Annotated in this window: 20 protein-coding genes; 17 read left to right on the top strand and 3 right to left on the bottom strand. The window is 40.9% G+C overall.

The features are described from left to right. Positions 1-3: 3 nt before the first annotated feature. The 3 genes from FD735_RS06875 to FD735_RS06865 are packed head-to-tail and all read right to left on the bottom strand — an operon-like array spanning position 4 to position 2,557. Positions 4-459 carry an 8-oxo-dGTP diphosphatase gene (locus tag FD735_RS06875; RefSeq protein ID WP_139658811.1) on the bottom strand — a complete coding sequence of 152 codons (456 nt, stop codon included), beginning with the start codon at positions 457-459 and terminating at the stop codon, positions 4-6. Between the two features lie 19 nt (positions 460-478). Continuing rightward, positions 479-1,654, bottom strand: a complete 1,176-nt coding sequence (locus tag FD735_RS06870) for an NAD(P)/FAD-dependent oxidoreductase (RefSeq protein WP_139658810.1) — start codon at positions 1,652-1,654, stop codon at positions 479-481. 57 nt (positions 1,655-1,711) lie between these two features. Next, the gene (locus FD735_RS06865; protein ID WP_139658809.1) at positions 1,712-2,557 is read right to left on the bottom strand and encodes a DegV family protein; all 846 of its coding nucleotides are present in this window, start codon (positions 2,555-2,557) and stop codon (positions 1,712-1,714) included. A gap of 124 nt (positions 2,558-2,681) precedes the next feature. Here FD735_RS06865 and FD735_RS06860 point away from each other — a divergent pair, with 124 nt between their 5' ends. The 17 genes from FD735_RS06860 to FD735_RS06770 all read left to right on the top strand — a co-directional run bounded on the left by FD735_RS06860 (position 2,682) and on the right by FD735_RS06770 (position 18,856). Further along, positions 2,682-3,239, top strand: coding sequence for a TetR/AcrR family transcriptional regulator (locus tag FD735_RS06860; protein WP_129312548.1), 558 nt, complete (start codon positions 2,682-2,684; stop codon positions 3,237-3,239). An 18-nt stretch (positions 3,240-3,257) separates the two neighbouring features. Then, on the top strand, positions 3,258-3,725 hold the full coding sequence (locus FD735_RS06855; RefSeq protein ID WP_129312550.1) for a cytidine/deoxycytidylate deaminase family protein: 468 nt from the start codon (positions 3,258-3,260) through the stop codon (positions 3,723-3,725). Positions 3,726-3,813: 88 nt separating this feature from the next. After that, positions 3,814-4,443, top strand: a complete 630-nt coding sequence (gene upp, locus FD735_RS06850; protein ID WP_139658808.1) for a uracil phosphoribosyltransferase — start codon at positions 3,814-3,816, stop codon at positions 4,441-4,443. Positions 4,444-4,622: 179 nt separating this feature from the next. After that, positions 4,623-5,213, top strand: coding sequence for an ATP-dependent Clp protease proteolytic subunit ClpP (gene clpP, locus FD735_RS06845; protein WP_000613467.1), 591 nt, complete (start codon positions 4,623-4,625; stop codon positions 5,211-5,213). A 78-nt stretch (positions 5,214-5,291) separates the two neighbouring features. Further along, positions 5,292-5,561: a YlbG family protein gene (locus FD735_RS06835; RefSeq protein WP_000462108.1), complete on the top strand. Its 270-nt coding sequence runs from the start codon at positions 5,292-5,294 to the stop codon at positions 5,559-5,561. An 88-nt stretch (positions 5,562-5,649) separates the two neighbouring features. Beyond that, positions 5,650-6,810 carry an ABC transporter substrate-binding protein gene (locus FD735_RS06830; protein WP_139658807.1) on the top strand — a complete coding sequence of 387 codons (1,161 nt, stop codon included), beginning with the start codon at positions 5,650-5,652 and terminating at the stop codon, positions 6,808-6,810. A 119-nt stretch (positions 6,811-6,929) separates the two neighbouring features. Then, positions 6,930-7,799 carry a branched-chain amino acid ABC transporter permease gene (locus tag FD735_RS06825; RefSeq protein WP_000941410.1) on the top strand — a complete coding sequence of 290 codons (870 nt, stop codon included), beginning with the start codon at positions 6,930-6,932 and terminating at the stop codon, positions 7,797-7,799. A gap of 3 nt (positions 7,800-7,802) precedes the next feature. After that, on the top strand, positions 7,803-8,759 hold the full coding sequence (locus FD735_RS06820) for a branched-chain amino acid ABC transporter permease (RefSeq protein WP_000856262.1): 957 nt from the start codon (positions 7,803-7,805) through the stop codon (positions 8,757-8,759). Then, entirely contained in the window at positions 8,759-9,523 is a 765-nt protein-coding gene (locus FD735_RS06815) for an ABC transporter ATP-binding protein (RefSeq protein ID WP_001186013.1), read from the top strand. The genes FD735_RS06820 and FD735_RS06815 overlap by 1 nt, the downstream gene beginning before the upstream one ends. Continuing rightward, positions 9,523-10,233, top strand: a complete 711-nt coding sequence (locus tag FD735_RS06810) for an ABC transporter ATP-binding protein (protein WP_000062207.1) — start codon at positions 9,523-9,525, stop codon at positions 10,231-10,233. The genes FD735_RS06815 and FD735_RS06810 overlap by 1 nt, the downstream gene beginning before the upstream one ends. A gap of 411 nt (positions 10,234-10,644) precedes the next feature. Continuing rightward, positions 10,645-11,301: a CBS domain-containing protein gene (locus FD735_RS06805; RefSeq protein WP_000268643.1), complete on the top strand. Its 657-nt coding sequence runs from the start codon at positions 10,645-10,647 to the stop codon at positions 11,299-11,301. A 110-nt stretch (positions 11,302-11,411) separates the two neighbouring features. Beyond that, positions 11,412-12,507 (top strand): peptide chain release factor 2 gene (gene prfB / locus FD735_RS06795; protein ID WP_096753628.1). Its coding sequence is split into 2 segments (ribosomal slippage): positions 11,412-11,483 and positions 11,485-12,507, totalling 1,095 coding nucleotides; the frame shifts between segments, so codons are not numbered across the junction. A gap of 17 nt (positions 12,508-12,524) precedes the next feature. Continuing rightward, positions 12,525-13,217 (top strand): cell division ATP-binding protein FtsE, encoded by a 693-nt coding sequence (gene ftsE, locus FD735_RS06790; RefSeq protein WP_000022275.1) that lies wholly within the window; start codon positions 12,525-12,527, stop codon positions 13,215-13,217. Continuing rightward, entirely contained in the window at positions 13,210-14,136 is a 927-nt protein-coding gene (gene ftsX / locus FD735_RS06785; RefSeq protein ID WP_000625554.1) for a permease-like cell division protein FtsX, read from the top strand. Before ftsE ends, ftsX begins: the two co-directional genes overlap by 8 nt. Before the next feature lie 218 nt (positions 14,137-14,354). After that, a complete protein-coding gene (locus tag FD735_RS06780) occupies positions 14,355-16,541 on the top strand; it encodes a PTS transporter subunit IIBC (protein WP_080702762.1) in 2,187 nt (728 codons plus the stop codon). A gap of 51 nt (positions 16,542-16,592) precedes the next feature. Further along, positions 16,593-17,408 carry an endonuclease/exonuclease/phosphatase family protein gene (locus tag FD735_RS06775; RefSeq protein ID WP_139658806.1) on the top strand — a complete coding sequence of 272 codons (816 nt, stop codon included), beginning with the start codon at positions 16,593-16,595 and terminating at the stop codon, positions 17,406-17,408. A gap of 104 nt (positions 17,409-17,512) precedes the next feature. After that, positions 17,513-18,856 (top strand): DEAD/DEAH box helicase, encoded by a 1,344-nt coding sequence (locus FD735_RS06770; protein ID WP_042767771.1) that lies wholly within the window; start codon positions 17,513-17,515, stop codon positions 18,854-18,856. Positions 18,857-18,952: the final 96 nt, after the last annotated feature.

Here is an 18,952-nt window from a genome sequence, read left to right as displayed (position 1 = left end):
TTTTTACTTCAAATCATAAAGCCAATCTTCGCCGTCTTTATAGTAGAAGAATTCACTCAGATCCTCCTCTAAAAATACACGAAGCATATCAGACATATCATTAGTAGCAAGTTTTAGATGAGACAGATTGTCAAAATCCTCCCACCAAACCTTCCCTTCGTCTGAAGACTGGAGTTCACCAGTAAAGTGTTCTGTCTTGTAAAAAAGGACGACATAACGATAATCCTTGTCATCGTACCAGTTTTTGATACCACAGAGTTGGGGTTTGGAAATGGTCAGACCAGTTTCTTCTTTCACTTCACGAATGACAGCATCGACAAAGGATTCGCCACGTTCAACATGACCACCAGGAAAAGTAATGCCAGGCCAGTCGGGACTAACTCGGTCTTGGACCAGGACCTTGTCTCCATTTTGAATCATACACATATTGACAAATTCGACTGTTTCTCTTCTATTCATTCTTTATAACCTTTGATTTTTAATCATAATGTAGACTTCCTGCCACCCAGCCGGTGCAGAGGGCAGAAGTGATGTTAAAGCCACCCGTGTGGGCATTGATATCCAGTACCTCACCAGCAAAGTGGAGTCCAGGAACGAGCTTGCTTTCGAGGGTTTTGGGATTGATTTCCTTAAGACTGACACCGCCTTTGGTGACAAAGGATTTGGCAAGGGACATTTTTCCGGTCACAGGGATTTTGAGGGCCTTGATGGACTGGAGAAGTTGTTCGCGTTCCTTTTCAGTCAGTTGTTTGACTTTTTCAGGATAGCCTTGCACAAGAAATTCTGCCAAGCGTTCTGGAAGCAAAGTTTTTAAAGCATTTTTCAAAGATTTTTCCCGATTTTCTTCTAGAAATGCAGTCAAGTCCTTCTCAGAAAGTTGAGGCAAAACATCTAGCGAGAGAACCTCTCCACCCTTGACAAAACTAGACATGCGCAGAGCAGCAGGTCCTGACAAACCAAAGTGGGTAAAGAGCAAATCATGAGTGATAACATGTTTGCCATAGCTTAAGGTCACATCATCCAGTGAAATTCCCTGCAAGGCCTTATGTGGAAAATCTGTCAATAAAGGACTTTCAGCGGCTTCAAGTTCTGTAATGGTGTGTTTAAAATGACGGGCGATCTCATGTCCAAAACCAGTCGAACCTGTAGAAGGATAGGATTTTCCACCAGTTGTGACAATGAGTTTATCACAAGTGAAGCTTTGGTCTGCGGACTTGAGGACGAACTGGTCGTCTATCTTTTTAACCGAAACAACCTCCGTTTGAGTAGCAACGTGACCACCGAGTTCAGTGATTTTCTTTTCTAAGGCTTCAATAATGGTCCGAGACTTGTCACTAGCAGGAAAGACGCGTCCGTGGTCTTCGACCTTAAGTTTAACACCATTTTCCGTAAAAAAGTTGATGATATCGTGGTTATCAAACTGGGAGAAGACACTGTATAGAAAACGCCCGTTACCAGGGATGCCAGCTAGTAGGTCATCTAAAGTTCCATTGTTGGTTACATTACAACGACCACCGCCTGTTCCAGCTAATTTTTTCCCAAGTTTGCGATTTTTTTCGATGAGAAGAGTTTTCTGACCATAAAAGCTACTGGAAATCGTAGCCATCATGCCAGCAGGTCCCCCACCAATGACAATAGTATCAAAATGTTTCATAGCTCTATTGTACCACAAAAAATAAGAGATGCTTGGCATCTCTTGTTGCTAATAATCTTAGTTAATTTCATATCCCATCAACAAACCGCCATCTTCTGCATAGAAACTGCAGAGACCAGACGTAGGGATGATTTTGATATCCGCTTGCGGGAAGGTTTCCAGCAAGCGTTCTGACAATTGCTGACAGAATTTATCATTGCTGCGATGAGCCATGACGATACGGCCACCAGCGTAGCCAGCCTTGATGAGTTCTTCATAGGCTGCTTGAAGGGATTTTTTGGGTCCACGCGCTTTTTGGAGTAGTTCTAAGGTTCCAGTTTCACTTGCTTCCCCAACCATACGGATGTTGAGGAGGCCAACGACTGTACCGATAAGCTTACTCAAACGGCCATTTTTTACCAAGTTATCGACCTTAGCAAGGACAAAAAGCAACTTCGTTTTTTCTTGGTAGGCTGTAATAGCTTCAACAATTTCCTCATAAGAAAGTCCTTGATCAATCAAGCTATTGATTTTCTCGACAATCAAGTCAACCTCACCACCTGCAGACAATGTATCGATCACATGAATCTGAGTGTCAGGGTGTTCTTCAAGATAGATATTCTTAGCGAGCTGTGCACTATTATGACTACCTGAAAGAGTTCCAGTGATGGTAACGACAAAGATATGCTTAGCACCTTCAAATGCACGCAGGTAATCATCAGGGCTAGGACAGGCTGATTTTGAAGCCTCAGAAGTCGCATACATGGTTTCCATCATGTGGTCAATGTCAAGATTGGCATCATCGATAAAGACCTGATCAGCTACTTGAATGGTTAAAGGAACACTCACAAATTCAGTATCAATAGCAGGAGTTGCTAGTTGACGATAATCACAACCAGAGTCAGCTACAATCTTCCAAGTCATAGAAATTCTCCATCTTTGTCACTTATACATTGACAAAGGTTCTGTCTTTTTTTACAATTATATCATGAAAGCCCTTGAAACAAAAGTACCACCTCTCTGTTGTCACAAGTAGAAAGAAATTGTTATGTCTGAACGTAAAATATCTGAAAAATCTCTTGAAAATCTCAGAAAATCAAATCAAGAATCCAATTTTTTAACCAGAGAAGCAATCGAGACGGCTCTTTTGCAACTTCTAGAGAAAAAAGACTTGACCAAGATCAGCATTTCGGAGCTGGTCAAACGGGCGGGCGTCTCTCGTGCTGCCTTCTATCGTAACTATGATTCCAAAGAAGAGATTTTGGAAAGTGTTTTTAAACGCAGTGTCCATAACATTATGGAACAGCTCAGTCATTACGATGTCAAAACCGACCTTTATCTAGTCTGGGTTCACCTTTTCCGCGCAGCCAAGAAAGAAGCCAAGGTTATTCAACTTGCTCTGGACTACCACTTGGAAAAGATTTTCGTCCAAGCCATGCAGGAATTTTTGGAAAAATACCACGGAAAATCAAAAGGGGTCAGTAGCTACCTTCATTCCTTTTGGAGTTCTGCCATCGTATCGGTTCTGCTCAAATGGATCAAGGATGGCATGAAGGTTCCAGCTGAAAAGATTGCCGATTTACGCTTGCCATTTTTCAAAAAATAGAGGAAAAGGAGAAGACTTATGACAGAAAAAAGACTGGCTTGGGATGAGTACTTTGCAGCCCAGGCTTTACTGATTGCCAATCGTTCGACCTGCAAACGTGCCAAGGTGGGAGCTATCCTCGTTAAGGACAATAAAGTCATTTCAACAGGCTACAATGGTTCTGTATCGGGAACGGAGCACTGTATCGACCACGAATGTCTAGTCATTGAAGGACACTGTGTCCGAACCCTTCACGCCGAGGTTAATGCCATCTTGCAAGGAGCTGAACGAGGGGTTCCAAGAGGATTTACAGCCTATGTGACCCATTTCCCTTGTCTGAACTGCACCAAACAACTGCTACAAGTTGGTTGTAAGCGCGTGGTTTATATCAACCAGTACCGAATGGATGACTATGCCCAGTACCTTTATCAAGAAAAAGGCACCGAGTTGACCCATTTACCATTAGAGACTGTTCAGACAGCTCTTCAAGAGGCAGATTTGATTTAAAAATTAATTAAAATAAATGGTTTAGACAGCTTTTTAAACCGTTTTTTGATATAATAAGAAGAATAAATTGAAAGAAGGAACTCAGAAAATGGGAAAAATTGAAGTCATTAATCATCCACTCATTCAACACAAATTGTCAATCTTGCGTCGTACAGACACTTCTACAAAAGCTTTTCGTGAACTAGTAGACGAGATTGCAATGTTGATGGGATATGAAGTACTTCGTGATCTTCCACTTGAAGACGTGGAAATCGAAACACCTATCACAAAGACCGTTCAAAAACAATTGGCTGGGAAAAAATTGGCGATTGTCCCAATCTTGCGCGCAGGTATCGGGATGGTAGATGGCCTCTTGAGCTTGGTTCCAGCAGCCAAAGTTGGTCATATCGGTATGTACCGTGATGAAGAAACCCTTCAACCAGTTGAATACTTGGTGAAATTGCCTGAGGACATTGACCGACGTCAAATCTTTGTAGTGGACCCAATGTTGGCAACAGGTGGCTCAGCAATCTTGGCAGTAGATTCCCTTAAAAAACGTGGCGCTTCAAATATCAAGTTTGTCTGCCTAGTATCTGCTCCAGAAGGAGTGAAAGCTCTTCAAGAAGCACACCCAGATGTAGAAATCTTTACAGCAGCCTTAGATGAACACTTGAACGAACACGGTTATATCGTTCCAGGTCTTGGAGATGCTGGAGACCGCTTGTTCGGTACTAAATAAAATCCCAAAGTAAATAGTGAAACTAGAAGTTCGTTTTTGACTTGAAAGGAGGTTGAGTTTTTGTTTCTGTTTAGAGAATAGAGCAAAAATTTGACCTTTTTTGACCAAAAAGATATAATAGTTCTGTATTGAGTCGTAAGACTAAGAAAATTCAACATAAAACATAAAAGGAGAAATGAATGATTCCTGTAGTTATTGAACAAACAAGCCGTGGAGAACGTTCCTATGATATTTACTCTCGTCTTCTGAAAGACCGCATCATCATGCTAACAGGTCCAGTTGAAGACAACATGGCCAACTCTGTTATCGCCCAATTACTTTTCTTGGATGCCCAAGACAGCACAAAAGATATTTACCTTTATGTCAATACACCTGGGGGCTCTGTTTCAGCTGGTTTGGCAATCGTTGATACCATGAACTTTATCAAAGCGGATGTCCAAACTATCGTTATGGGGATGGCTGCATCCATGGGGACTGTCATTGCATCAAGTGGCGCAAAAGGCAAACGTTTCATGCTTCCAAATGCAGAGTACATGATTCACCAACCAATGGGTGGTACAGGTGGCGGTACCCAACAAACCGATATGGCAATCGCTGCAGAGCACTTGCTTAAAACTCGTAAGACTTTGGAGCAAATCCTTGCAGATAACTCTGGTAAATCAGTCGAGCAAATTCATGCAGATGCGGAACGTGATTACTGGATGAGTGCCCAAGAAACACTTGAATATGGCTTTATCGATGAAATCATGGCCAACAATTCTTTAAGCTAAGCAACCTAGAAAGCAAACTCGACGGAGTTTGCTTTTTTTGGTATAATAGGGGAAGATTTCTTAGAAAGAGGATCCCTCATGTTTGAAAAAACAAATCGATCAGGATTAATCATCTATCTCTACTATAATCGAGACGCAAAAAAACTTCAGGAATACGGTGATATCTGTTACCATTCCAAAAAACATCGTTACTTACAGCTCTATGTTCCAACTGAGGAGCTAGATGACTTAGTTGAGAGATTAGGTAAGGAAAGATATATCAAGAAAATTAGACGTTGCCATATTCAAGAGCTAGAAACTCCTTTCGTTGGCAATCTCTATCGTAACGAAGAAAACGTTATCATTTAAAAAATTAAATAAATGTATTGACAATTTTCTGATAATTCGGTATATTCTTAACATACTATTTTTTGGAACAACTATAAGGAGATTAAAAATGAAGAAAAAATTTGCCCTATCTTTTGTGGCTCTTGCTAGTGTGGCTCTTCTTGCTGCCTGTGGAGAGGTCAAGTCAGGAGCGTCAAACACAACTGGAAATCCAGTAGACGAAAAAACAATTAAAATCGGTTTTAACTTTGAAGAGACAGGTGCTGTGGCAGCTTATGGTACAGCTGAACAAAAAGGTGCCCAACTTGCTGTAGACGAAATCAACGCTGCAGGTGGAATTGATGGAAAACAAATCGAAGTTGTAGACAAAGACAACAAGTCAGAAACTGCTGAAGCAGCTTCTGTTACAACAAACCTTGTTACCCAATCAAAAGTAGCAGCTATTGTAGGACCTGCGACATCTGGTGCAACTGCTGCAGCTGTAGCTAACGCTACTAAAGCTGGAGTGCCATTGATTTCACCAAGTGCTACTCAAGACGGTTTGACTAAAGGTCAAGATTACCTATTTATCGGAACATTCCAAGATAGCTTCCAAGGGAAGATTATTTCTAATTATGTAACAAACAAATTGAATGCTAAGAAGGTTGTTCTTTATACTGACAACGCTAGTGACTATGCAAAAGGTATTGCTAAATCTTTCCGCGAAGCTTACAAGGGTGAGATTGTAGCAGATGAAACGTTTGTAGCAGGCGATACTGACTTCCAAGCAGCCCTTACTAAAATGAAAGACAAAGAGTTTGACGCTATCGTTGTTCCAGGTTACTACACAGAAGCAGGTAAAATTGTAAACCAAGCTCGTGGTATGGGAATTGATAAACCAATCATTGGTGGTGATGGATTTAACGGTGAAGAATTTGTTCAACAAGCAACTGCTGAAAGAGCATCAAACATTTACTTCATCTCAGGATTCTCAACTACTGTTGATGTTTCTGCAAAAGCTAAAACTTTCCTTGAAGCATACCGTGCTAAATACAATGAAGAGCCTTCAACATTCTCAGCTTTAGCCTATGACTCAGTTTACCTAGTAGCAAATGCTGCAAAAGGTGCTAAAAACTCAGGTGAAATCAAGGACAACCTTGCTAAAACCAAAGATTTTGAAGGTGTAACTGGTCAAACAAGCTTTGATGCTGACCACAATACAGTGAAAACTGCTTACATGATGACCATGAACAATGGTAAAGTTGAAGAAGCAGAAGTTGTAAAACCATAACATTAGAATAGTAATTGAAATGGGGAATGAGCCTTTGACTCACTCCCTGTTTCGGTGTTTATGAACTTGTGAAAATAATGAAATTTTCTAAAAAATAACGATAGAAAAGAGTGAATGCTATGCTCCAACAACTTGTGAATGGTCTAATTCTGGGTAGTGTTTATGCACTTTTAGCTCTGGGTTATACCATGGTTTATGGAATTATCAAACTCATCAACTTCGCCCATGGCGATATTTACATGATGGGTGCCTTTATTGGTTACTTTTTGATTAATTCTTTCCAAATGGATTTCTTTTTAGCTTTAATTATTTCAATGGCTGGAACTGCACTACTTGGTGTTGTGATTGAATTTCTTGCTTACCGTCCTTTGCGACACTCTACACGTATTGCTGTATTAATTACTGCCATCGGAGTCTCTTTCCTACTGGAATACGGAATGGTTTATCTAGTAGGTGCCAATACTCGTGCCTTCCCTCAAGCAATTGAAACAGTCCGCTTTGACTTGGGACCAATTAGTTTGACTAATGTTCAATTGATGATTTTAGCAGTTTCTATATTCTTGATGGTTTTATTGCAATTGATCGTCCAAAAAACAAAAATGGGGAAAGCCATGCGTGCGGTATCAGTTGATAGTGACGCAGCTCAATTGATGGGAATTAATGTAAATCGTACAATCAGCTTTACCTTTGCTTTGGGTTCAGCCCTTGCTGGTGCAGCAGGTGTCCTCATTGCCCTTTACTACAACTCTCTTGAACCTTTGATGGGTGTGACTCCGGGTTTGAAATCATTCGTTGCGGCCGTACTGGGTGGTATCGGGATTATTCCTGGTGCAGCTCTAGGGGGATTTGTGATTGGCTTGTTGGAAACATTTGCTACTGCCTTCGGTATGTCTGATTTCCGTGATGCTATCGTGTATGGAATCTTGCTTTTGATTCTGATTGTTCGACCTGCGGGTATCCTTGGTAAGAATGTGAAAGAGAAGGTGTAAACAATGAAGACAAATCTTAAAGTAAATATTCTCTGGTTATTCCTTCTGTTAGCGGGTTATGGATTGATTAGCGTACTGGTTTCTGCTGGTGTTCTCAATCTATTCCATGTCCAAATTTTAGAACAAATTGGGATTAATATCATCCTTGCAGTAGGTTTGAACTTAATCGTTGGTTTTTCAGGACAATTCTCACTTGGTCATGCAGGTTTTATGGCAATTGGGGCTTATGCAGCAGCGATTATTGGTTCAAAATCACCAACCTATGGTGCCTTCTTTGGAGCAATGGTCTTGGGCGCTTTGATTTCTGGTGCAGTTGCTTTGCTCGTTGGGATTCCGACACTTCGTTTGAAGGGTGACTACCTGGCTGTTGCGACACTAGGTGTTTCAGAAATCATTCGTATCTTTATCATTAATGGTGGTAGTTTGACCAACGGTGCTGCTGGTATCTTGGGTATACCAAACTTTACCAACTGGCAAATGGTTTATCTTTTTGTAGTGATCACAACTATTGCAACTCTAAACTTCTTACGTAGTCCAATTGGACGCTCTACTCTATCTGTTCGTGAGGATGAGATTGCTGCTGAATCCGTTGGGGTAAACACTACAAAGATCAAGATTATCGCTTTTGTCTTTGGTGCCATTACAGCAAGTATTGCTGGTTCACTTCAGGCCGGTTTTATCGGTTCTGTTGTCCCAAAAGATTACACTTTTATTAATTCCATCAACGTGCTGATTATCGTTGTATTTGGTGGACTTGGATCTATTACTGGTACCATCGTTTCAGCGATTGTTTTAGGAATTTTAAATATGCTCCTTCAAGATGTAGCTAGCGTACGTATGATCATCTACGCCTTGGCTCTTGTATTGGTGATGATTTTCAGACCAGGTGGACTTCTTGGGACATGGGAATTGAGTCTATCACGTTTCTTTAAAAAATCGAAGAAGGAGGGACAAAACTAATGGCACTACTTGAAGTTAAACAGTTAACCAAACATTTTGGCGGTCTAACAGCTGTTGGAGATGTCACTCTTGAATTGAACGAGGGAGAATTGGTTGGTTTGATCGGACCAAACGGGGCTGGTAAAACAACCCTTTTCAATCTCTTGACTGGTGTTTATGAACCAAGCGAAGGTACTGTGACACTAGATGGTCATCTCCTAAATGGGAAAACTCCCTATAAGATTGCTTCACTTGGACTCAGTCGTACTTTCCAAAATATTCGTCTGTTTAAGGACTTAACAGTTTTGGAAAATGTTTTGATTGCATTTAGCAATCATCATAAACAACATGTCCTTGCGAGCTTTCTACGTCTACCAGCTTTTTATAAGAATGAGGAAGAATTAAAAAGCAAAGCTTTGGACTTGCTGAAGATTTTTGATTTGGATGGTGACGCAGATACTCTTGCGAAGAATCTGGCCTATGGCCAACAACGTCGATTAGAAATCGTTCGTGCTCTGGCAACTGAACCTAAAATCCTCTTTCTGGATGAACCTGCAGCTGGGATGAATCCACAAGAAACAGCTGAATTGACAGAATTGATCCGTCGTATCAAAGATGAATTTAAAATTACCATCATGCTCATCGAACACGACATGAATTTGGTTATGGAAGTCACTGAGCGTATCTATGTTCTTGAATATGGTCGGTTAATCGCTCATGGGACTCCGGATGAGATCAAGAACGACAAACGCGTTATCGAAGCTTATCTAGGAGGTGAAGCCTAATGTCTATGTTAAAAGTTGAAAACCTCTCTGTGCATTACGGTATGATCCAAGCAGTTCGTGATGTAAGTTTCGAGGTTAATGAAGGTGAAGTTGTTTCCTTGATTGGTGCCAATGGTGCTGGTAAAACAACCATTCTTCGTACCCTTTCAGGTTTGGTTCGTCCAAGTGCTGGTAAAATTCAGTTTTTAGGAAAAGAAATTCAAAAGTTGCCTGCACAAAAAATCGTGGCAGGTGGTCTTTCACAAGTTCCTGAGGGACGCCATGTTTTTCCAGGCTTGACTGTTATGGAAAACTTAGAAATGGGAGCCTTTTTAAAGAAAAATCGTGAAGAAAATCAAGCCAACTTGAAAAAAGTTTTCTCACGCTTCCCTCGTTTGGAAGAGCGTAAAAACCAAGATGCGGCAACTCTTTCAGGTGGTGAACAGCAGATGCTGGCTATGGGACGCGCTCTCATGTCTACACCTAAGCTTCTTCTCTTGGATGAGCCGTCAATGGGACTTGCCCCGATCTTTATCCAAGAAATTTTTGATATCATTCAAGATATTCAGAAGCAAGGAACAACGGTTCTCCTAATTGAACAGAACGCTAACAAGGCTCTTGCTATCTCTGACCGTGGTTATGTACTTGAAACAGGAAAGATTGTCCTATCAGGAACAGGAAAAGAACTCGCAGCATCCGATGAAGTCAGAAAAGCATATCTAGGTGGCTAAAAAGGTCTGGAGGACCTTTTTAGTCGCCAGATAAGGATTGCGCAAGCAATTCTCCTCTGGTTTGGGAGACTAGTTGAGGTTGTTGATGAAGATTGCGCACGTAATCCTCAAATCCAGTGGCTTGTTTTAGTCGGAGGATAAGAATTGTGTAGCTATTCTCCTTTAGTCTGGTAGACTAGTTCAGGTTGTGGATGGAGATGATAATAGGTTTTCAATACTAGTTGCTAGTATCCTTAACAACTGAAAGAAATATAAATAATGTTTGCTAACTTGCACATATAGAGCTCTAGATTAGAGCTCTTTTTTGTAAAAGACTCAGATTATTCAAAATCTTGAAAAAGAGATGAAAGCGTTTGATAGATTTTCTAAGAAAGTGTATAATAAAAGTAGCAATATAGAAGGAGAAGTCTCATGGCAGTTAAAGATTTCATGACCCGTAAGGTAGTTTATATCAGTCCAGATACGACTGTAGCACACGCAGCAGATTTGATGCGCGAGCAAGGTTTGCACCGTTTACCTGTTATCGAAAACGATCAATTAGTCGGATTGGTAACAGAAGGAACCATTGCGGAAGCCAGCCCATCTAAAGCAACCAGTCTCTCTATCTATGAGATGAATTATCTTCTGAATAAAACCAAAGTAAAAGATGTAATGATTCGAGATGTCGTGACGGTTTCTGGCTATGCTAGTCTAGAAGATGCGACCTACCTGATGCTGAAAAATAAAATTGGGATATTACCAGTCGTAGACAATCATCAGGTCTACGGTGTCATTACAGATCGCGATGTTTTTCAGGCTTTCTTGGAAATCGCCGGATACGGAGAAGAGGGGATTCGTGTTCGTTTCATTACAGAAAATGAAGTAGGAGTACTGGGAAAGATTGTAGCTCTAATTGTAGAAGAGGATTTAAATATTTCCCATACTGTTAACATTCCACGTAAGGATGGCAAGGTTGTTATCGAAGTTCAAATTGATGGAAAAATCGATTTGACTGCATTAAAGGATAAGTTTGAAAAAGAAGGAATTCAAGTGGAGGAGATCACTCATACCTCTGCCAAAGTCCTTTAAACAAGAGGCTTTAGAGCCTCTTTTCTTCTGCCATCAAAAGCGGTGAAAAGCAAAATATGGAAAGAAATGAGAGATTATGGTATAATAAAACGATATGAAAAGGAGTATCTATGGACATTTCAGAAATTCGTCAAAAAATTGACGCAAATCGTGAAAAATTAGCTTCTTTTAGGGGGTCTCTTTGACCTCGAAGGCTTAGAGGAAGAGATTGCCATCTTGGAAAATAAGATGACAGAACCTGATTTTTGGAACGATAATATCGCGGCCCAAAAAACGTCGCAAGAATTAAATGAATTAAAAAACACCTATAACACCTTCCGTAAAATGGAAGAGTTGCAGGATGAAGTTGAGATTTTATTGGACTTTTTAGCAGAAGACGAGTCAGTCCATGATGAACTGGTCGAACAGTTGACAGAACTGGATAAGATGATGACCAGCTACGAGATGACCCTTCTCTTGTCAGAACCTTATGACCATAATAATGCAATCTTGGAAATCCATCCAGGATCTGGTGGTACTGAGGCACAGGACTGGGGCGATATGTTGCTTCGTATGTATACTCGTTATGGAAATGCCAAAGGCTTTAAAGTAGAAGTCTTGGATTACCAAGCTGGTGATGAAGCAGGTATCAAGTCTGTGACCTTGTCTTTTGAAGGACCCAATGCTTATGGCCTACTTAAATCAGAAATGGGTGTTCACCGTTTAGTCCGTATTTCGCCATTTGACTCTGCCAAACGTCGCCATACTTCATTTACATCCGTAGAGGTTATGCCTGAGTTGGATGATACCATCGAAGTGGAGATTCGTGAAGATGATATCAAAATGGATACCTTCCGTTCAGGTGGCGCTGGTGGACAAAACGTCAATAAGGTTTCAACAGGTGTGCGTTTGACACACATTCCTACGGGAACTGTCGTCCAATCAACGGTCGATCGTACCCAGTATGGAAATAGAGATCGTGCCATGAAGATGTTGCAGGCTAAGCTCTATCAAATGGAGCAAGAAAAGAAAGCTGCGGAAGTTGATTCCCTTAAAGGTGAGAAAAAAGAAATCACATGGGGAAGCCAAATCCGTTCATATGTTTTCACGCCTTATACTATGGTAAAAGATCACCGTACAAGCTTTGAAGTTGCTCAGGTAGATAAGGTGATGGATGGAGACCTTGATGGTTTTATCGATGCCTACCTCAAGTGGCGAATCAGCTAAGATAGAAAGGAACTCATATGTCAATCATTGAAATGAGAGATGTTGTCAAAAAGTATGACAATGGAACGACTGCCCTGCGTGGAGTATCTGTTACCATTGAACCAGGAGAGTTTGCCTATATTGTAGGACCTTCTGGGGCAGGTAAGTCAACCTTTATTCGAGCTTTATACCGAGAAGTAAAGATTGAAAAAGGAAGCCTAACAGTTGCAGGCTTTAATTTAGTTAAAATTAAGAAGAAAGATGTCCCGCTTCTACGTCGTAGTGTTGGGGTAGTCTTTCAGGATTACAAACTCTTGCCTAAGAAGACTGTTTATGAGAATATTGCCTATGCAATGGAAGTAATCGGTGAGAGCCGTCGCAATATCAAAAAACGTGTTATGGAAGTATTGGACCTGGTTGGTTTGAAACATAAGGTTCGCTCTTTCCCTAATGAACTCTCAGGTGGAGAGCAACAACGGATTGCGATTGCTCGTGCGATTGTCAACAATCCTAAGGTATTGATTGCCGATGAGCCAACAGGAAACTTGGACCCAGATAATTCATGGGAAATTATGAATCTGTTGGAACGCATCAATCTCCAAGGTACTACTGTCTTGATGGCGACTCACAATAGCCAGATTGTAAATACCTTGCGCCACCGTGTCATTGCCATTGAAAATGGCCGTGTCGTTCGTGACGAAGCTAAAGGAGAATATGGATACGATGATTAGTAGATTTTTTCGCCATTTATTTGAATCATTAAAAAGTTTAAAACGAAATGGCTGGATGACAGTAGCAGCAGTGAGTTCGGTTATGATTACCTTGACCCTCGTTGCCCTGTTTGCATCTGTAATTTTTAATACAGCAAAACTGGCTACCGATATTGAAAACAACGTTCGGGTCATGGTTTACATTCGTAAGGATGTAGCTGATAACAGTGAAACGATTGAAAAAGAAGGTCAGACAGTTACCAATAATGACTACCACAAGGTTTATGATGCTTTGAAAGCTATACCTGCTGTTAAGAGTGTTACCTTCTCAAGTAAAGAAGAACAGTACGAAAAACTGACGGAAACAATGGGTGACGATTGGAAGGTCTTTGAAGGGGATGCAAACCCTCTCTATGATGCTTATATCGTTGATACAAATTCTCCAAGTGATGTTAAAACGGTAGCTGAAGAAGCTAAGAAAATTGAGGGAGTATCAGAAGTTCAAGATGGTGGAGCCAACACTCAACGACTTTTTGAACTGGCTTCCTTTATTCGTGTTTGGGGATTGGTTATTGCAGGGCTCTTGATTTTTATCGCAGTCTTCCTCATTTCCAATACCATCCGTATCACCATTATTTCACGTAGCCGTGAGATTCAGATCATGCGTCTGGTAGGAGCGAGAAATGGCTATATCCGTGGTCCATTCTTGCTAGAAGGTGCTTTTATTGGCTTGCTTGGTGCAGCGATTCCTTCTGTTCTTGTTTTCTTTGTTTACAATATGGTCTATCAATCGGTCAATAAATCCTTGGTAGGTCAAAACTTGTCAATGATTACGCCAGATGTGTTTATTCCTCTGATGACAGTCCTATTATTTATAATCGGAATTTTCATTGGTTCAATTGGTTCGGGGATTTCGATGCGTCGATTCTTGAAGATCTAGTTGGATTTAAATGCAAATTGCAGAACAAATCAGAAAAATAATACATTTTTAAAAGAGAAGTTTTCGTAAACTTCTCTTTTTCCTTTTTAAAAATTAAAAAAATAGACAATTTTTTTATAAAAGCCTTTACAAAAAAAATAAAAGTGGTATAATTAATACATAACCAAATGCAAACGTTTTCGTAAAACGTTTGCCTAAATAAAATAAAGGAGATTTGAATGATGAAAGCTACATTCAAAAATGTCTTGTCTTTCGAATTTTGGCAAAAATTCGGTAAGGCTTTAATGGTGGTTATCGCCGTTATGCCAGCGGCGGGATTGATGATCTCAATCGGTAAATCAATCGTGATGATCGACCCAAACCTTGCTCCTCTAGTGATTACAGGTGGAATCCTTGAGCAAATTGGTTGGGGGGTTATCGGTAACCTTCATATCTTGTTTGCCCTTGCTATTGGGGGAAGCTGGGCAAAAGAACGTGCAGGTGGTGCATTTGCAGCCGGACTTGCATTTATCTTGATTAACCGTATCACAGGTACTATCTTTGGTGTTACAGGTGATATGTTGAAAAACCCTGAAGCAATGGTTACTACCTTCTTTGGTGGTTCAATCAAGGTTGCTGACTACTTTATCAGCGTTCTTGAGGCACCAGCGCTTAACATGGGGGTTTTCGTAGGGATTATCTCTGGTTTTGTTGGAGCAACAGCTTATAACAAATACTACAACTTCCGTAAACTTCCTGATGCCCTTTCATTCTTCAATGGTAAACGTTTCGTACCATTCGTCGTTATTCTTCGTTCAGCTATTGCTGCAATTCTACTTGCTGCCTTTTGGCCAGTAGTTCAAACAGGTATCAACAACTTCGGTATTTGGATTGCCAACTCACAAGAAACTGCTCCAGTCCTTGCACCATTCTTGTATGGTACTTTGGAACGTTTGCTCTTGCCATTCGGTCTTCACCACATGTTGACAATCCCAATGAACTACACAGCTCTTGGTGGAACATACGAAGTGTTAACCGGTGCAGCAAAAGGAACACAAGTATTTGGTCAAGATCCACTTTGGCTTGCTTGGGTAACGGACCTTGTTAACCTTAAAGGTTCAAATGCCGACCAATACCAACACCTTCTTACAACAGTCACTCCAGCTCGTTTCAAAGTTGGACAAATGATCGGTTCATTTGGTATCTTGATGGGTGTCATCGTTGCTATCTACCGCAATGTTGATGCTGACAAGAAACACCAATACAAGGGTATGATGATTGCGACAGCCCTTGCAACATTCTTGACAGGGGTTACTGAACCTATCGAGTATATGTTCATGTTCATCGCAACACCGCTTTACCTTGTTTATTCAGTAGTTCAAGGTGCTGCCTTTGCTATGGCAGATATTGTTCACCTTCGTGTCCACTCATTCGGTTCAATTGAATTCTTGACTCGTACACCATTGGCAATTAATGCTGGTATTGGTATGGATATCGTTAACTTTATCTGGGTAACTGTTCTCTTTGCGGTTATCATGTACTTCATTGCCAACTTCATGATCAAGAAATTCAACTACGCAACTCCAGGACGTAACGGAAACTACGAAACAGCTGAAGGAGCATCAGAAGAAGCAGCTCCTGGAACTCCAAAAGTTGCAGCAGCTTCTCAAGCCGTAAACATCATTAACCTTCTTGGTGGTCGTGCAAATATCGTAGATGTGGATGCATGTATGACTCGTCTTCGTGTAACTGTTAAAGACGCAGATCGCGTTGGTACTGAGGAACAATGGAAAGCAGAAGGAGCTATGGGTCTTGTCATGAAAGGACAAGGTGTCCAAGCTATCTACGGACCAAAAGCTGACGTATTGAAATCTGATATCCAAGATATCCTTGACTCAGGGGAAGTAATTCCTGAAACTCTTCCAAGTCAAATGACAGAAACTCAACAAAATACTGTCCATTTCAAAGGTGTAACTGAGGAAGTTTACTCAGTAGCTGACGGTCAAGTTGTTGCCTTGGAACAAGTGGAAGATCCAGTTTTTGCTCAAAAAATGATGGGTGATGGATTTGCAGTAGAGCCAGCAAATGGCAACATTGTATCTCCAGTTACTGGTACTGTATCAAGTATCTTCCCAACAAAACACGCTCTTGGTCTTGTCACTGACTCAGGTCTTGAAGTGCTTGTTCATATTGGTTTGGATACAGTAAGTCTTGAAGGAAAACCATTTACTGTTCATGTCTCTGAAGGACAAAAAGTGGTTGCTGGTGATCTTCTTGTCACAGCTGACTTGGATGCTATTCGAGAAGCAGGACGCAAAACATCAACAGTGGTTGTCTTCACAAATGGTGATGTCCTCAAATCAGTTAAATTAGAACAAACAGGTTCTCTTGCAGCTAAAACAGCAGTTGCTAAAGTAGAATTGTAATATACTTGGGGTTGGAAGCTGTTTTCCAACCTCTTGTTTTAGGAGAAAAGCATGAAATTTCTAACACTCAATACCCACAGTTGGATGGAGAAGGAAACAGAGGAAAAATTCCAAATCTTACTCCAAGACATTCTAGATAAGGACTATGATTTGATTTGTTTCCAAGAAATTAATCAAGAAATGACCTCGCCTGAGGTAGAGGTTAACACTCACTATCAAGCTTTACCATCAGCAGAACCCATTCACCAGGATCACTATGTCCGACTCCTGGTTGAAAAATTGGCTGAGAAAGGGAAAAACTACTACTGGACTTGGGCTTACAATCATATTGGCTATGACCGCTACCATGAAGGCGTAGCTATCTTATCCAAAACACCTATTAAGGCGCGTGAGATTTTAGTATCAGATGTAGATGATCCAACGGATTACCATACTCGCCGTGTTGCCTTGGCTGAGACAGAGGTTGAAGGCAAGGAACTGGCTCTTGCAAGCGTCCATCTCTCTTGGTGGGATAAAGGTTTCCAAGAAGAGTGGGCACGATTTGAGGCTGTACTAAAAGAGTTGAAGAAACCTCTGATTTTAGCAGGTGATTTTAATAATCCAGCTGGTCAGGAAGGCTATCAAGCGATTTTAGCTAGCCCATTAGGATTACAAGACGCGTTTGAAGTTGCGAAAGAAAGAAGTGGTAGCTATACCGTTCCACCAGAAATTGATGGTTGGAAAGGTAATACTGAACCGCTACGAATCGACTACGTCTTTACGACCAAAGAGTTAGAAGTAGAGAGTTTACAAGTAGTTTTTGATGGGCAGAATGGTCCACAAGTCAGTGACCACTATGGTTTGAATGCCATTTTAAACTGGAAATAGAAAATGAAAGGGAACAATCCCTTTCATTTTTTGCTATTCGGACTTAACTACTGAAAAGGTTCAAAATATGGTATAATGGTTAGATGAATAGAATCGAGGATAATATGTCATTTACGAAATTTCAGTTTAAAAACTATATAGAAAAAGCCTTGGAGGAGTTAAAATTTACAACTCCAACAGAGGTACAAGAAAAATTAATTCCTATTGTCTTGGCAGGTCGTGACTTGGTTGGTGAATCAAAAACAGGTTCAGGAAAGACTCATACTTTCTTATTACCCATTTTCCAGCAATTAGATGAAACTAGCGATAGTGTGCAAGCAGTCATTACTGCACCAAGTCGTGAGTTGGCCACTCAAATCTACCAAGCAGCTCGTCAGATTGCAGCTCACTCAGATGTCGAAGTTCGTGTGGTTAATTATGTGGGTGGTACGGATAAGGCGCGTCAGATTGAAAAACTGGCTAGCAACCAACCACATATCGTTATCGGAACGCCAGGTCGCATCTATGACTTGGTCAAATCTGGTGATTTGGCTATTCACAAGGCCAAGACCTTTGTCGTCGATGAAGCCGATATGACCTTGGATATGGGATTCTTGGAAACCGTTGATAAGATTGCAGGGAGCCTTCCAAAAGACTTGCAATTCATGGTCTTTTCAGCAACTATTCCACAAAAATTGCAACCGTTCTTGAAAAAATACTTGTCAAATCCTGTCATGGAAAAAATCAAGACAAAAACAGTCATCTCAGATACGATTGATAACTGGTTGATTTCGACCAAGGGCCGCGACAAGAATGCTCAAATTTACCAGCTGACTCAGTTGATGCAGCCTTATTTGGCAATGATTTTTGTTAACACAAAAACGCGTGCTGATGAGTTACATGCCTACTTGACTGCTCAAGGATTGAAGGTAGCTAAGATTCATGGGGATATTGCTCCTCGTGAACGCAAACGGATCATGAATCAGGTGAAAAATCTGGATTTTGAGTACATTGTTGCAACAGACTTGGCAGCGCGTGGAATTGACATTGAAGGGGTCAGCCATGTTATCAATGATGCCATTCCGCAAGACTTGTCTTTCTTTGTTCACCGTGTTGGACGAACTGGGCGCAACGGACTGCCTGGTACAGCGATTACCCTTTACCAGCCTAGTGATGACTCGGATATCCGTGAGTTGGAGAAATTAGGGATCAAGTTTACTCCTAAGATGGTCAAAGACGGAGAGTTTCAAGATACCTATGACCGTGATCGTCGTGCTAATCGTGAAAAGAAGCAGGATAAGCTTGATATTGAAATGATTGGCTTGGTTAAAAAGAAAAAGAAAAAAGTCAAACCTGGCTATAAGAAGAAGATTCAATGGGCGGTGGATGAAAAACGCCGCAAAACCAAGCGTGCTGAAAATCGCGCACGTGGGCGTGCTGAGCGAAAAGCCAAACGTCAAACATTTTAAAAACTCAGTAGAATCAGGTGATTCTACTGAGTTTTTATTTAGAGAAAATACTGCAAAAAAAAATAAAAAGTGGTATAATGATAAGGTTATATAGTC

This window comes from Streptococcus sp. 1643 (assembly GCF_006228325.1).
Lineage (GTDB): Bacteria > Bacillota > Bacilli > Lactobacillales > Streptococcaceae > Streptococcus.
The sequence above is the reverse complement of the archived record's forward strand: the minus strand, read 5'-3'. Positions and strand labels throughout refer to the sequence as shown.

Excerpts from the sequence above, each read along its gene's own strand:
- ftsE (WP_000022275.1), top strand. The coding sequence starts at position 12,525 with ATGTCAATCATTGAAATGAGAGATGTTGTCAAAAAGTATGACAATGGA.
- FD735_RS06805 (WP_000268643.1), top strand. The coding sequence starts at position 10,645 with ATGGCAGTTAAAGATTTCATGACCCGTAAGGTAGTTTATATCAGTCCA.
- FD735_RS06780 (WP_080702762.1), top strand. The coding sequence starts at position 14,355 with ATGATGAAAGCTACATTCAAAAATGTCTTGTCTTTCGAATTTTGGCAA.
- FD735_RS06810 (WP_000062207.1), top strand. The coding sequence starts at position 9,523 with ATGTCTATGTTAAAAGTTGAAAACCTCTCTGTGCATTACGGTATGATC.
- FD735_RS06860 (WP_129312548.1), top strand. The coding sequence starts at position 2,682 with ATGTCTGAACGTAAAATATCTGAAAAATCTCTTGAAAATCTCAGAAAA.
- FD735_RS06870 (WP_139658810.1), bottom strand. The coding sequence starts at position 1,654 with ATGAAACATTTTGATACTATTGTCATTGGTGGGGGACCTGCTGGCATG.
- FD735_RS06770 (WP_042767771.1), top strand. The coding sequence starts at position 17,513 with ATGTCATTTACGAAATTTCAGTTTAAAAACTATATAGAAAAAGCCTTG.
- FD735_RS06815 (WP_001186013.1), top strand. The coding sequence starts at position 8,759 with ATGGCACTACTTGAAGTTAAACAGTTAACCAAACATTTTGGCGGTCTA.
- ftsX (WP_000625554.1), top strand. The coding sequence starts at position 13,210 with ATGATTAGTAGATTTTTTCGCCATTTATTTGAATCATTAAAAAGTTTA.
- FD735_RS06835 (WP_000462108.1), top strand. The coding sequence starts at position 5,292 with ATGTTTGAAAAAACAAATCGATCAGGATTAATCATCTATCTCTACTAT.
- FD735_RS06820 (WP_000856262.1), top strand. The coding sequence starts at position 7,803 with ATGAAGACAAATCTTAAAGTAAATATTCTCTGGTTATTCCTTCTGTTA.
- upp (WP_139658808.1), top strand. The coding sequence starts at position 3,814 with ATGGGAAAAATTGAAGTCATTAATCATCCACTCATTCAACACAAATTG.
- FD735_RS06825 (WP_000941410.1), top strand. The coding sequence starts at position 6,930 with ATGCTCCAACAACTTGTGAATGGTCTAATTCTGGGTAGTGTTTATGCA.
- FD735_RS06865 (WP_139658809.1), bottom strand. The coding sequence starts at position 2,557 with ATGACTTGGAAGATTGTAGCTGACTCTGGTTGTGATTATCGTCAACTA.
- FD735_RS06855 (WP_129312550.1), top strand. The coding sequence starts at position 3,258 with ATGACAGAAAAAAGACTGGCTTGGGATGAGTACTTTGCAGCCCAGGCT.
- FD735_RS06830 (WP_139658807.1), top strand. The coding sequence starts at position 5,650 with ATGAAGAAAAAATTTGCCCTATCTTTTGTGGCTCTTGCTAGTGTGGCT.
- FD735_RS06875 (WP_139658811.1), bottom strand. The coding sequence starts at position 459 with ATGAATAGAAGAGAAACAGTCGAATTTGTCAATATGTGTATGATTCAA.
- FD735_RS06775 (WP_139658806.1), top strand. The coding sequence starts at position 16,593 with ATGAAATTTCTAACACTCAATACCCACAGTTGGATGGAGAAGGAAACA.
- clpP (WP_000613467.1), top strand. The coding sequence starts at position 4,623 with ATGATTCCTGTAGTTATTGAACAAACAAGCCGTGGAGAACGTTCCTAT.